This is a genomic window from Aminicella lysinilytica (assembly GCF_004362975.1).
Taxonomy (GTDB): domain Bacteria; phylum Bacillota; class Clostridia; order Peptostreptococcales; family Anaerovoracaceae; genus Aminicella; species Aminicella lysinilytica.
The window spans coordinates 14,155-26,871 of sequence record NZ_SNXO01000010.1; the positions used below are offsets into that span (position 1 = coordinate 14,155).

11 protein-coding genes and 1 other annotated feature are annotated in these 12,717 nt (G+C 45.9%); all 11 genes read right to left on the reverse strand.

The window, feature by feature from the left end:
• Positions 1-25 precede the first annotated feature (25 nt).
• Entirely contained in the window at positions 26-496 is a 471-nt protein-coding gene (rpsG, locus tag EV211_RS03840; protein ID WP_133528116.1) for a 30S ribosomal protein S7, read from the reverse strand.
• A gap of 458 nt (positions 497-954) precedes the next feature.
• A complete protein-coding gene (rpsL, locus tag EV211_RS03845) occupies positions 955-1,371 on the reverse strand; it encodes a 30S ribosomal protein S12 (protein WP_133528117.1) in 417 nt (138 codons plus the stop codon).
• 133 nt (positions 1,372-1,504) lie between these two features.
• Entirely contained in the window at positions 1,505-5,326 is a 3,822-nt protein-coding gene (rpoC, locus tag EV211_RS03850; protein ID WP_133528118.1) for a DNA-directed RNA polymerase subunit beta', read from the reverse strand.
• 17 nt (positions 5,327-5,343) lie between these two features.
• A complete protein-coding gene (gene rpoB / locus EV211_RS03855) occupies positions 5,344-9,015 on the reverse strand; it encodes a DNA-directed RNA polymerase subunit beta (protein ID WP_133528119.1) in 3,672 nt (1,223 codons plus the stop codon).
• 146 nt (positions 9,016-9,161) lie between these two features.
• Positions 9,162-9,524, reverse strand: a complete 363-nt coding sequence (rplL, locus tag EV211_RS03860; RefSeq protein ID WP_133528120.1) for a 50S ribosomal protein L7/L12 — start codon at positions 9,522-9,524, stop codon at positions 9,162-9,164.
• A 35-nt stretch (positions 9,525-9,559) separates the two neighbouring features.
• The gene (gene rplJ, locus EV211_RS03865; RefSeq protein WP_133528121.1) at positions 9,560-10,171 is read right to left on the reverse strand and encodes a 50S ribosomal protein L10; all 612 of its coding nucleotides are present in this window, start codon (positions 10,169-10,171) and stop codon (positions 9,560-9,562) included.
• A gap of 43 nt (positions 10,172-10,214) precedes the next feature.
• Positions 10,215-10,334, reverse strand: a sequence feature (ribosomal protein L10 leader region).
• 13 nt (positions 10,335-10,347) lie between these two features.
• Positions 10,348-11,043, reverse strand: a complete 696-nt coding sequence (gene rplA, locus EV211_RS03870; protein ID WP_133528122.1) for a 50S ribosomal protein L1 — start codon at positions 11,041-11,043, stop codon at positions 10,348-10,350.
• A 68-nt stretch (positions 11,044-11,111) separates the two neighbouring features.
• Positions 11,112-11,537, reverse strand: coding sequence for a 50S ribosomal protein L11 (rplK, locus tag EV211_RS03875; protein ID WP_133528123.1), 426 nt, complete (start codon positions 11,535-11,537; stop codon positions 11,112-11,114).
• A gap of 17 nt (positions 11,538-11,554) precedes the next feature.
• The gene (nusG, locus tag EV211_RS03880) at positions 11,555-12,139 is read right to left on the reverse strand and encodes a transcription termination/antitermination protein NusG (RefSeq protein WP_133528124.1); all 585 of its coding nucleotides are present in this window, start codon (positions 12,137-12,139) and stop codon (positions 11,555-11,557) included.
• Between the two features lie 30 nt (positions 12,140-12,169).
• Positions 12,170-12,466 carry a preprotein translocase subunit SecE gene (gene secE, locus EV211_RS03885; protein ID WP_133528125.1) on the reverse strand — a complete coding sequence of 99 codons (297 nt, stop codon included), beginning with the start codon at positions 12,464-12,466 and terminating at the stop codon, positions 12,170-12,172.
• A 12-nt stretch (positions 12,467-12,478) separates the two neighbouring features.
• On the reverse strand, positions 12,479-12,628 hold the full coding sequence (gene rpmG, locus EV211_RS03890) for a 50S ribosomal protein L33 (protein ID WP_133528126.1): 150 nt from the start codon (positions 12,626-12,628) through the stop codon (positions 12,479-12,481).
• Positions 12,629-12,717: the final 89 nt, after the last annotated feature.

The following is a 12,717-nucleotide window of genomic DNA, read 5'->3' on the forward strand; positions in this document are numbered from 1 at the left end:
CATTCTACTCTACTGAATAAGTCGACTACCATCTGAAGTGTGCAAATGCCTTATTGGCCTCTGCCATCTTATGAGTGTCTTCCTTCTTCTTTACTGATGCGCCAGTACTATTAGCTGCATCCATTAATTCTTTCGCAAGCCTCTCGGACATTGTCTTCTCGCCTCTGAGTCTGGTGTACTTAGTCAACCATCTCAAACCGAGTGTCTGTCTTCTCTCAGGTCTTACTTCGATAGGGACCTGGTAGTTGGCACCACCGATCCTTCTTGCTTTTACTTCTAAAACAGGCATGATGTTGTTCATTGCCTTTTCAAATACTTCCAATGGTTCTTCACCAGTTGTTTCCTTGATCTGATCGAATGCATTGTAAACGATCTTCTGGGCTGTGCCCTTCTTACCGTCAAGCATGATGCTGTTGATCAGCTTGGATACGACAATGCTGCCGTAAACTGGATCTGGAAGTACTTCACGTTTTGGTGTATTACCTTTTCTTGGCACTTCTCTTCCTCCCTCGCTTGTTAATTTCACCTATGGCTTTGTCACTGGCTTCGTCGTGTTCACTCGTGTACGCAAGTACACGTCGTTTCACACTCCTCGCCGTTCCTTGCCCTAGGTGAAATTAACTGCGCGAACTTAGTAACAAGTTTACTCTGCGCGAACTTAGTAACAAGTTTACTCTGCGCGAACTTACTAAATATGTTCATGGTTTTTCTCACCTATGGCGGTTTCCATTGTAAAATTAATGCAATTTCGTTTTAACGTCTTAATTGCGCTTCTCTCTTCACCCGTGGCAAAACACGGATTACTCTGCACGGCCCGGCAATTGTTGTGGTCGTTCAGTCTGCACGGGGGTACTCGACATCTGTCATTTGCTTGTTCTGAGATGCCGTGCGCGCTCAATATATCATATATATCAAGGGCAACTTCGTTTCCCGATTACTCGAATAATGTTTTAACTATTTTTTCTTAGGTCTCTTAGCTCCGTACTTGGAACGAGCCTGGCCTCTTTCTGCTACTCCGGCAGTATCAAGAGTTCCTCTGACAATATGATATCTTACGCCTGGAAGGTCTTTGACTCTTCCGCCTCTGATGAGGACAACACTATGCTCCTGAAGGTTGTGACCAATTCCAGGGATATATGCTGTAACTTCGATACCGTTAGTCAAACGTACTCTGGCAACTTTTCTAAGAGCTGAATTAGGCTTCTTAGGTGTAACAGTTTTAACAGAAGTGCATACGCCTCTCTTCTGCGGTGAATTGTTGTCTGTTGACGCGCGTCTGAGTGAGTTCATACCCTTTCCCAGAGCAGGTGCATTAGACTTCTTCACTGAGCTTGTTCTGCCTTCGCGTACTAACTGATTAATAGTAGGCATTATTTTCTCCTTTCTTCATGAAATTTATTGTGACAGCCAAACTGACCCTGTATATTTCTCAGGGTCAGAATTGCTGAAACCAAACTTAAGTTTATCATATCACAACCGGTATTGCAACTGATTTTTTCAGCTATCAATCCAGCTCTACGAGCTCTGATTCTGTACCAACATCGGGAGTATCCTCCTTATGGTCTCTATCTTCATCAGAAAACTTTTCATCTATTTCGAAATCTTCGTAACGGGATTCCGGTTTGTTTGAATCGAACTTGACATGCTCTGTATTCTCAGGCTTTTTATCGAAGGAATTCATATAATCTGCATTCTCACCGTAATCGATCTTGATATTCTTATATCTCTTCATTCCGGTACCAGCCGGTATGAGCTTACCGATTATTACATTCTCCTTCAGGCCCTGCAGCCTGTCTGTCTTACCCTTGATAGCCGCATCTGTCAGAACTCTTGTAGTTTCCTGGAATGATGCTGCCGACAAGAATGAGTTCGTTGCAAGTGAGGCCTTGGTGATTCCCAGCAACAGCTGTTTGCCGTTAGCCGGAGCTCCATCCTTTTCCTCAGCTTCCTTATTGGCATCTGAGATCTCGGCTACGCTGTACATTCCGCCCGGAAGCAGATCTGTATCGCCCGGATCCTCGATCTTGTATTTTGAAAGCATCTGGCTGACGATGATCTCGACATGCTTGTCATTGATATCAACACCCTGATTCTTATATACACGCTGTACCTCCATAAGAAGGTAATCGTATACGCCTTCAACACCTTTAAGTCTGAATATATCATGAGGGTTCAAAGGACCACTGGTTATGTTGCCTCCGGCCTTGACTTCCTCGCCTTCTCTGACTGCTATTCTCGCGCCGTAAGGTACGATATATTCCTTCTCACCGTCTTCTCCGAGAACTATGACTTCCGTCTTGTTATCAGGTCTGACTGATATTTTCTGAACCGTTCCATCTTCCTCGCAGATTTCAGCAAGTCCTTTAGGCTTTCTGGCCTCGAACAGCTCCTCTACTCTCGGAAGACCGTGAGTGATATCGCTTCCTGCGACACCGCCTGTATGGAATGTTCTCATTGTCAGCTGTGTGCCCGGTTCTCCGATGGACTGAGCAGCTGTGATACCAACAGATTCTCCTATGTTGACCTCTTCACCTGTAGCCAGGTTCCTGCCATAACATTTAGCGCATATTCCGCTTCTGCTCCTGCAGGTCATGACTGATCTGATCTTAACGGATTCGATACCGCTGACTTCGATCTCGTGAGCCTGTTCATCGGTGATTTCTTCATTCTTGGCAACTATCAGTTCGCCTGTAGTAGGATTCTTCACATCCTCAGCAGCTGTTCTGCCGGCTACACGCTCCTCCAAACGCTCAAGGACTTCCTTGCCGTCTGTGAATGCTGATACTTCAACGCCTTCGCCAGTTCCGCAATCATAATCTCTTACGATAACATTATGAGATACGTCTACAAGTCTTCTGGTCAGATAACCTGAGTCTGCTGTACGCAGAGCGGTGTCTGCCAGACCTTTTCTGGCGCCGTTGGATGAAATGAAGTACTCCAATATGGATAGTCCTTCACGGAAGTTGGCCTTGATAGGAATTTCTACAGTTTTACCTGTAGCAGTAGCCATCAATCCACGCATTCCGCCGATCTGTCTGATCTGGTTCTTACTACCTCTAGCTCCCGAAGTAGCCATGATGTTCAGGTTGTTGTCCGGCTCCAGTGAATCCATCAGAGCGTCAGCGACATCATCTGTAGCTTTGTTCCAAACCTCTACAAGTTTATCGAATCTCTCTTCATTAGAAATGAGTCCGACTCTGTATGCCTGTTCATATTTATCGATCTCAGCCTGAGCTGCATCTACGATCTCCCATTTGTTATCAGGGATCTTCATGTCATCGATACCGATGGAAACAGCAGCCTTGGTGGAATATTTGTATCCCATGGATTTAATATAGTCCAGCATGATAACAGTGCCTGTGTTTTCATGAGCCCTGTAGCATTTGTCTATGATCTCTCCAAGTTTCTTTTTGCCGCAAAGGAAATCTATTTCCAGTCTGTATTTATCATTGTTTCTGTCAACAAAACCGATGTCCTGTGGTATTCCCTGGTTGTAAATGAATCTGCCGACGGTAGACTCTACCAGCTTGCCGCGGGTGTCGTTTTCGTCCAGATACCTTCTGACCTTGACCTTGGCGTGAGTCTTAACAACTCCGTTCTGATAGGCCATGATCATCTCGTCCATATCTGTGAAGACTTTGCCGTCTCCCTTTTCAGGGACTCTCTCAAAGCCTGCTTCTTTATTAGCCTTGGCGATCGTTCTATCGTTGAACTCGTCCATAGCGTAAGCGACTTTTTCTTTGCCATCTTCTTCTGTAACCTTCTTGCAGGTGCCAGGATAAGTCAGGTAGTACGCTCCCAGGATCATATCCTGTGTAGGCGTAGTAATAGGCGATCCATCCTTAGGTGCCAGAATGTTGTTTACTGACAGCATGAGGAATCTTGCCTCTGCCTGCGCCTCTACTGAAAGTGGCACATGGACAGCCATCTGGTCTCCGTCGAAGTCGGCGTTGAAGGCGGTACATGCCAGTGGATGCAGCTTGATAGCCTTGCCTTCCACCAGTACCGGCTCGAATGCCTGTATTCCCAGCCTATGAAGGGTCGGGGCACGGTTCAGCATTACAGGATGCTCTTTGATAACATCCTCCAGTACGTCCCATACTTCCGGCTTTACCTTCTCGACCATACGCTTGGCGTTCTTGATGTTATGAGCGTAGCCCTTCTCAACAAGCTCTTTCATAATGAAAGGCTTGAACAATTCCAGCGCCATCTTCTTAGGAAGACCACACTGATAGAACTTGAGTTCAGGTCCTACGACGATAACCGAACGGCCTGAATAGTCGACACGCTTGCCCAGCAGGTTCTGTCTGAATCTGCCCTGTTTACCTTTCAGCATATCCGAAAGGGATTTCAGAGCTCTTCCGCCAGGACCTGTAACAGGTCTGCCGCGTCTGCCGTTATCTATAAGAGAGTCAACTGCTTCCTGCAGCATTCTCTTCTCATTTCTTACGATGATATCAGGAGCTCCCAGTTCAAGGAGTCTCTTCAATCTGTTGTTTCTGTTTATTACTCTTCTGTAAAGATCATTCAGGTCAGATGTGGCGAACCTGCCACCATCTAACTGGACCATAGGGCGAAGATCCGGTGGTATTACAGGTACTACTTCCAGTACCATCCACTCAGGTCTGTTCCCTGAAAGTCTCAGAGCTTCAACGACTTCAAGTCTTCTGATAACTCTGACCTTCTTCTGTCCTGTGGAATTCTTCAGTGCTTCGCGCAGTTCTGTTGACAAAGCATCCAGATCTATCTTCGCAAGCAGCTCTCTGACAGCCTCAGCTCCCATAGCAGCTCTGAATTTATTTCCGAACTGATCTTTCTTCTCCCTGTATTCCTGCTCGCCCAGGATCTGCTTCTCCACGAGGCCTGTTTCATCAGGATCGCCTGCATCCAGAACGATATATGAAGCGAAATACAGTACTCTTTCAAGGTTTCTCGGCGTAATGTCAAGAATCAGTCCCATTCTCGATGGGATTCCCTTGAAATACCAGATATGAGAAACCGGGGCAGCAAGTTTGATGTGTCCCATTCTCTCTCTTCTGACTTTGGCCTTGGTTACCTCTACGCCACAACGGTCGCAGACGATACCCTTGTACCGGATCCTTTTATACTTTCCGCAATGACACTCCCAGTCCTTCATAGGTCCGAAGATCCTTTCGCAGAAGAGTCCGTCCCTTTCAGGCTTCAGGGTTCTGTAATTGATAGTTTCCGGCTTAGTGACCTCTCCGTGAGACCATTCAAGGATCTTATCGGTTGAAGCCAGCTTGATCTGTAATGATTCGAAATTGTTCAGTTCGAAATCTCCGTTATTATTTGTGTTTTCAGCCACAGATTAACTCCCCTTCCTTAATACTCTTCTTCTACAGGTTTATCTTCTACTACTGAGCCATCGTTGTTCTTTTCTTCACTGAATCCGTTAGCAAAGAGATCCTCTTCGGTCTCATGTCTCGAATTCATTTTGATGATGCTATCTATGCCCGTTGGCTCGTCATACTCTGACATTTCCTTCAACTGCATTTCCTCGTCATTGTCCGTCAGCACCCTGACATCCAAAGCCAGACTCTGCAGCTCTTTGATAAGTACCTTGAAGGATTCCGGTATGCCCGGTTCAGGTATGTTCTCGCCCTTTACGATTGCTTCATAGGTCTTGACTCTTCCAACGATATCGTCGGATTTCACAGTCAGGATCTCCTGCAAAGTATAGGCTGCGCCATAGGCCTCCAGGGCCCAAACTTCCATCTCTCCGAAACGCTGTCCGCCGAACTGAGCTTTACCGCCCAACGGCTGCTGCGTTACCAGGGAGTACGGTCCCGTACTTCTCGCATGGATCTTATCATCGACCAGATGATGCAGTTTAAGCATGTACATATATCCGACGGTTACAGGTTTCTCGAAATACTCACCTGTTCTGCCGTCTCTGAGTTTCAGCTTGCCGGTCTCGGAATATCCGCATTCTTCCAGCATAGCTCTGATGTCTTTCTCTGTAGCTCCATCGAATACAGGCGTAGCAATGTACCAGCCCTTCGTTTTGGCAGCTAATCCAAGATGTACCTCCAGGACCTGTCCAACGTTCATTCGCGAAGGAACGCCCAGTGGATTCAACATTACCTGCAATGGTTGTCCGTTCTCCATGAACGGCATATCCTCCTCAGGCAATATCCTTGAAATTACACCCTTATTTCCGTGACGTCCGGCCATCTTATCTCCAACCTGGATCTTTCTCTTGGTGGCGATATATGTACGTACCAGTTTGGATACGCCAGGTGGCAGCTCATCTCCGTTTTCACGGGTGAACACCTTCACGTCTACAACGATGCCGGTCTCTCCATGAGGAACTCTCAGGGAAGTATCTCTTACCTCTCTGGCTTTCTCACCAAAGATGGCTCTCAGCAGTCTCTCCTCAGCTGAAAGGTCGTTCTCTCCCTTAGGGGTGACTTTACCTACCAGGATGTCTGTGGAGCTGACTTCAGCGCCGACTCTAACGATACCTTCCTCATCAAGATCCTTAAGTGCCTCATCGCCGACATTAGGAATGTCACGCGTGATTTCTTCAGGACCCAGCTTGGTATCTCTGGCTTCCGACTCGTATTCGACAATGTGCAGTGATGTCAGCACATCGTTCATGATGAGCTTCTCGTTCAGGACGATAGCATCCTCGTAGTTGTATCCTTCCCAGGTCATGAATCCTATGAGCAGATTCTTGCCCAGAGCGATCTCGCCCAGGTCTGTGGAAGGTCCGTCAGCGATGACTTCTCCTTCTTCAATATGCTCGCCATGGCTTACTATAGGCCTCTGGTTGATGCATGTTCCCTGGTTGGAACGTTTAAATTTCAAAAGTTTATATGTGTCAAGGCCGTTATCTTCGTCTCTTCTGATAGCGATGTTCTCGGCATCGACAGACTCAACAGTACCCGTATGCTTAGCAAGTATCACGACGCCGGAATCTCTGGCTGCCTTGTACTCTATACCGGTACCTACGATAGGCGCTTCTGTTACCAGAAGTGGTACTGCCTGACGCTGCATGTTGGAACCCATCAACGCACGGTTGGCGTCGTCGTTCTCCAGGAAAGGTATCATAGCTGTAGCTACAGATACTACCTGCTTAGGAGAAACGTCCATCATATCTGCCTGCTCCTTAGGGAACATGGCGATCTCGCCGCCTACGCCTCTGGCTGCGACCTTATCATTGACGAAGTGACCTTCTTCATCCAAAGGCTCGTTGGCCTGTGCGATGATCATAAGCTCTTCTTCATCAGCGGCAACGTATCTGATTTCCTTAGTTACGATGCCCGACTCTTTATCTACAACTCTGTACGGAGTCTCGATGAATCCATACTCGTTGATTATTCCATATGTAGTAAGCGAACCAATCAGTCCGATGTTAGGTCCTTCAGGAGTCTCTATAGGGCACATCCTGCCATAGTGAGACTGATGTATGTCTCTGACCTCGAAACCGGCTCTCTCACGGGACAAACCTCCAGGTCCAAGGGCAGACAGCCTTCTCTTATGAGTCAGCTCTGCCAGAGGGTTATTCTGATCCATGAACTGTGACAGCTGGGAACTTCCGAAGAACTCCTTGATAGCGGCCGTTACAGGTCTGATGTTCATCAAAGCCTGCGGGGTCGTCGCTTCCATGTCCTGAATGGTCATTCTCTCTTTAACTACTCTCTCCATCCTAGCCAGACCGATCCTGAACTGGTTCTGAAGCAGTTCTCCCACGGTTCTGAGTCTTCTGTTGCCCAGGTGGTCTATGTCATCGGTGTTGCCGATGCCATAATTGAGGTTCAAAATGTAACTTACGGAGGCGATGATGTCAGACATGATTATGTGCTTAGGTGACAGATCATGCTTTCTTCTGACAAGTTCCTTCTCCAGGTCTTCCTGAGAAAGGTCCTGATCAAGGATCTCCTTAAGTACAGGGTAATAGCCCTGCTCCTCTATTCTCAATTTCTTAGTATCTACATTTACATAGCAGGAAAGATCTACGAACTGACTTCCGATGATCTTGGTTTCAATAGAATCATCAGTCTTTCCGTATCCCATTACATATTCCACGCCTGCATTTTCTATGGTCATACCCATATCTCTGTCGATGTTCTGTCCCTTTTCCACAAGGATCTCTCCTGTGTTAGGATCCACTACATCCTCAGCAGCTACAACATCGATCAGCCTGTTATGCAGGCCGAGCTTTTTGTTATATTTATATCTGCCAACGCGAGCAAGGTCGTATCTCTTAGCATCAAAGAAAAGAGAATTCAAAAGTGACTTGGCGCTGTCCACTGTAGGCGGCTCGCCAGGTCTGAGTTTCTTATATATTTCCTTCAGGCCGCTTTCATAGTCGTTTATGGCATCCTTTTCCAAGGTTTTCATAAGCCTCTCGTCTGCGCCGAAGGTATTGAGTATTTCTTCATTACTACCCATGCCCAAAGCTCTGAGCAAGGTTGTCAAAGGCTGCTTCCTGGTTCTGTCGACTCTGACGGAAATAATTCCGTTGGAATCGGTCTCATACTCGATCCAGGCACCTCTGTTAGGAATGATCTGGGATGAGTAAAGTTTCTGGTTGGACTTATCCGTTTCCACATCAAAATATGGCCCCGGCGAACGTACCAGCTGTGTGACAATAACTCTCTCAGCACCATTATAGATGAAAGTTCCCTTTTCAGTCATCAAAGGGAAATCTCCCATGAACACTTCCTGTTCCTTGACCTCGCCTGTCTCTCTATTGACAAGTCTGACCTTTACTTTTAACGGAGCTGCGTATGTTACATCCCTCTCCTTACATTCCTCCTGTTCATACTTAGGAAGATCGTTCAGAGAATAATCAATGAATTCCAGACTGAGGTTTCCGGCATAGTCCTTAATAGGTGATATGTCCTCAAATACCTCCTGGAGCCCTTCTTTAATAAACCAGTCATATGACTTCGTCTGAATGTCTATGAGGTTAGGCATAGTTCCAACTTCATTGATTTTGGCGAAAGACATACGTTCTTTCCTACCAACTTGTATTGGTTTTGGCATTCTTATCACTCCTTATTATCTATCTGATTACATTTGCATGGCAGTCTATTATTATACCTCTAATCGGTCAAATGGTCAAGGATAAATACGAAAAAAAACCGACGCAAATTTTTGCGTCGGTTTCATAGTCGTAAATTGTCGCCTGATTATTTAAGCTCAACTGTTGCGCCGACTTCTTCAAGCTTAGCCTTAAGCTCGTCTGCCTCAGCCTTCTCAACGCCTTCTTTAACGTTTGAAGGAGCTCCGTCAACTAAGTCCTTAGCTTCCTTAAGTCCAAGTCCTGTGATTTCTCTTACAGCCTTGATGACTTTGATCTTCTCTCCGCCGATCTCCTTAAGTACTACTGTGAACTCTGACTGTTCCTCAGCTGCGCCGCCTGCTGCTGCGCCTGCTGCTGCTACTGGAGCTGCTGCTGAAACGCCAAACTCTTCTTCACATGCTTTAACTAACTCGTTCAATTCAAGAACTGACATGCCCTTTATGGCTTCAATGATTTTATCTTTATCCATTTTATTTCTCCTTATAAAATTTTGATTATTATCTATTATTCTGCATCAGGGGTAGCTTCTGCTGCCGGTGCTTCTTCAGCAGGGGCTTCAGCAGGTGCTGCCTCGGCAGGTGCTTCTGCAGGGGCTGCTTCTGCTGCAGGAGCTTCAGCTCCATCTGCAGGCTTAGCCTCAGCAATAGCTGCCAGAGTTCTGACAAATTTTCCAATAGGTGACTGAATGCTTCCCATGAATTTTGCGATGAGTTCATCTCTTGATGGGATAGATGCGATCTGCTCGATTCCATCCTTATCATAGAATTCGCCTTCTACGATTCCGGCTTTGAACTCCATCTTCTTATATGATGTGATAGCCTCTTTCAGTACTCTTGCCGGTGCTGTAGCATCGTCTTTACTGATAGCGATAGCACTTGGGCCCTGCATAACATCACCCAGCTTCTCGAATTCAGTTCCTGCTATGGCCCTCTTCATCAGAGTGTTCTTGTAAACGCTATAGTCTACATCAGCTTCGCGAAGTTTCTTTCTCATAGCATCAGCTTCAGCTACTGTAGTTCCCATGTAGTCAATAACTACAGCTGACTGCGCGCCTTCAAGTTTAGCTTTTATTTCGTCAATTACTACTTGTTTCTCTTTTTTTGCTTCTTCAGACATTGTATCTCCTTTCTGGAACCGATGAACGGTTCGCGAATGATTGGTACTCAATAAGAAAACCTTGCCTCATAGACAGAAGCAAGGTCAATATCTTTATATATTGTACCTCGGCGGGAAATTAAGCTTTCGCACCCGCTGTCTACGGTTTTAGTGTCAAATTCAATTGTTTAGCTGCATTAACCGATAAGAGCTGTGTTGATTTTTACTCCAGGTCCCATAGTTGATGTAACTACCACGCTCTTCAGATACTGTCCCTTGGAGCTGGCTGGTTTTGCCTTAACGATGGCTTCCATAAGAGCATTGAAGTTCTCTTCAAGCTTCTCAGGTCCAAATGAACTTTTTCCTATAACAGTGTGGATGATGTTCTGCTTGTCAAGACGATACTCGACTTTACCGGCTTTAATGTCTTCCAGAGCCTTAGTAAGGTCCATAGTAACTGTTCCTGATTTAGGATTTGGCATCAATCCCTTAGGTCCCAGAACTTTACCAAGTCTTCCAACGACACTCATCATGTCCGGGGTAGCTACTACTACGTCGAAATCGAACCAGTTCTCTGACTGTATCTTCTGTGCCAGCTCTTCAGCTCCTACGAAGTCTGCTCCAGCTGCCTCAGCCTCTTCAGCCTTAGGTCCCTTAGCAAATACCAAAACCTTTACGCTTTTACCAGTTCCGTGTGGAAGAACCATAGCTCCTCTTACCTGTTGGTCTGCGTGTCTGCCATCTACGCCCAATCTGATGTGCGCTTCAATGGTCTCATCGAACTTAGCCTTTGAAGACTCAGTTACGATTTTCATTGCTTCTGTTACTTCGTGCATTTCTGACTTATCGAATTTCTCTACAGAAGCTCTGTAATTCTTTCCGTGTTTAGCCATTTTTCTACCTCCTCGTGGTTCTATCGAATTTCTTCAGCGGCTGGCCTCAGATATTCTCCCACAAAAAATTACTCTTCTACTACGATACCCATGCTTCTAGCTGTTCCTGAAACCATGCTTACAGCAGCGTCCAGATCAGCGGCATTTAAATCAGGCATCTTTACTTTTGCGATCTCTTCTACCTGAGCCCTGGTGAGTGTCGCAACTTTCTTCTTGTTTGGCTCTCCGGAAGCGGTATCCAGTCCAGCTGCCTTTTTCAAAAGAACTGCTGCAGGTGGTGTCTTCGTGATAAATGTAAACGATCTGTCTGCATAAACCGTGATTACTACTGGAATGATCATTCCCGGCTGATCCTGAGTCTTGGCATTGAACTGTTTACAGAAATCCATAATGTTGACTCCGTGCTGTCCTAATGCAGGTCCTACAGGTGGTGCTGGTGTTGCTCCTCCGGCTGGAATCTGAAGTTTTATATAACCTTCGATTTTTTTTGCCATGGTGCTCCTCCTTCCTCCTAAAGTTTGTCTACCTGATTGAACTCAAGTTCAACAGGCGTATCTCTACCGAACATAGAAACCTTGACGGTCAGTACCTGCTTATCTTTGTTGATATCGAGGACTTCTCCCATGAAGCTCTCGAATGGTCCATTGATAACTCGTACTGTGTCGCCGACTTCAACGTCCAGATCGATATCGATCTTCTCTATTCCCATACGCGCTACTTCTTCAGGCGTAAGTGGAACCGGCTCTGAGCCGTGCCCTACGAATCCGGTAACTCCCTGTGTATTTCTGACAAGGTACCATGATTCATTGGTGACGATCATCTTGATGATGACATAGCCCGGGAACATCTTTCTCGTCTTGATCTTCCTCTGTCCATCCTTGATTTCTACTCTATCTTCAGTAGGAACAATGATCTCCAGAATAGTATCCTGCATTCCACGGTTTTCCACCATCTTCTCAATATTTACTTTTACTTTGTTCTCGTGGCCAGAATATGTATGTACTACATACCACTTAGCCTGGCCGTCGCCTCTGATACCTTCCTCCGTAAGCGGTGAAAAGATATTGGCCGTGCCTTTGTTATCTGTCTCTGACATTTAAAATACCTTCTTCAATCTCTTGGGGAATTAGCTCAAAGTAATGCCCAATACTGCCTTCAGTATAGCAAGGAATCCTGAGTCGATACCCCAGAAAGCCAGCGCAAAGAAAGCACAGGTGCAGATAACAACAACTGTAAATGCTCCTAATTCCTTCTTAGTAGGCCATACTACCTTGCCCATTTCCTGCTTGACGCCCTTCCAGTATTCCTTGGTGGAACCCTTTTTCTTTTTCTGGGAGTTCTTGGCAGCAATTTTCCTGGCCTGTGCTACTGAAGCTGTAGTTTGCTTCTCGTTAGATTTTTTCTTATCGTTTCCTTTTGCCATTTCAGACACTCCTTATTTAGTCTCTTTGTGAAGAGTTTCTTTTCTGCAGAACGGGCAATACTTCTTAAGCTCGATACGATCAGGATCGTTCTTCTTGTTTTTAACAGTATTGTAGTTTCTCTGCTTGCATTCCTGACATGCTAATGTTACTTTAACTCTCATTATGATAGTCCTCCGTTTTTTAACCAAAATTCAGAGCTGGTCGGCCAGCTCTGTAGAATTTTCTCATAAAGTCGCCTATTAAGTGTACA

Excerpts from the sequence above, each read along its gene's own strand:
- rpsL (WP_133528117.1), bottom strand. The coding sequence starts at position 1,371 with ATGCCTACTATTAATCAGTTAGTACGCGAAGGCAGAACAAGCTCAGTG.
- rplJ (WP_133528121.1), bottom strand. The coding sequence starts at position 10,171 with ATGTCTGAAGAAGCAAAAAAAGAGAAACAAGTAGTAATTGACGAAATA.
- rpmG (WP_133528126.1), bottom strand. The coding sequence starts at position 12,628 with ATGAGAGTTAAAGTAACATTAGCATGTCAGGAATGCAAGCAGAGAAAC.
- secE (WP_133528125.1), bottom strand. The coding sequence starts at position 12,466 with ATGGCAAAAGGAAACGATAAGAAAAAATCTAACGAGAAGCAAACTACA.
- nusG (WP_133528124.1), bottom strand. The coding sequence starts at position 12,139 with ATGTCAGAGACAGATAACAAAGGCACGGCCAATATCTTTTCACCGCTT.
- rplA (WP_133528122.1), bottom strand. The coding sequence starts at position 11,043 with ATGGCTAAACACGGAAAGAATTACAGAGCTTCTGTAGAGAAATTCGAT.
- rplL (WP_133528120.1), bottom strand. The coding sequence starts at position 9,524 with ATGGATAAAGATAAAATCATTGAAGCCATAAAGGGCATGTCAGTTCTT.
- rplK (WP_133528123.1), bottom strand. The coding sequence starts at position 11,537 with ATGGCAAAAAAAATCGAAGGTTATATAAAACTTCAGATTCCAGCCGGA.
- rpoB (WP_133528119.1), bottom strand. The coding sequence starts at position 9,015 with ATGCCAAAACCAATACAAGTTGGTAGGAAAGAACGTATGTCTTTCGCC.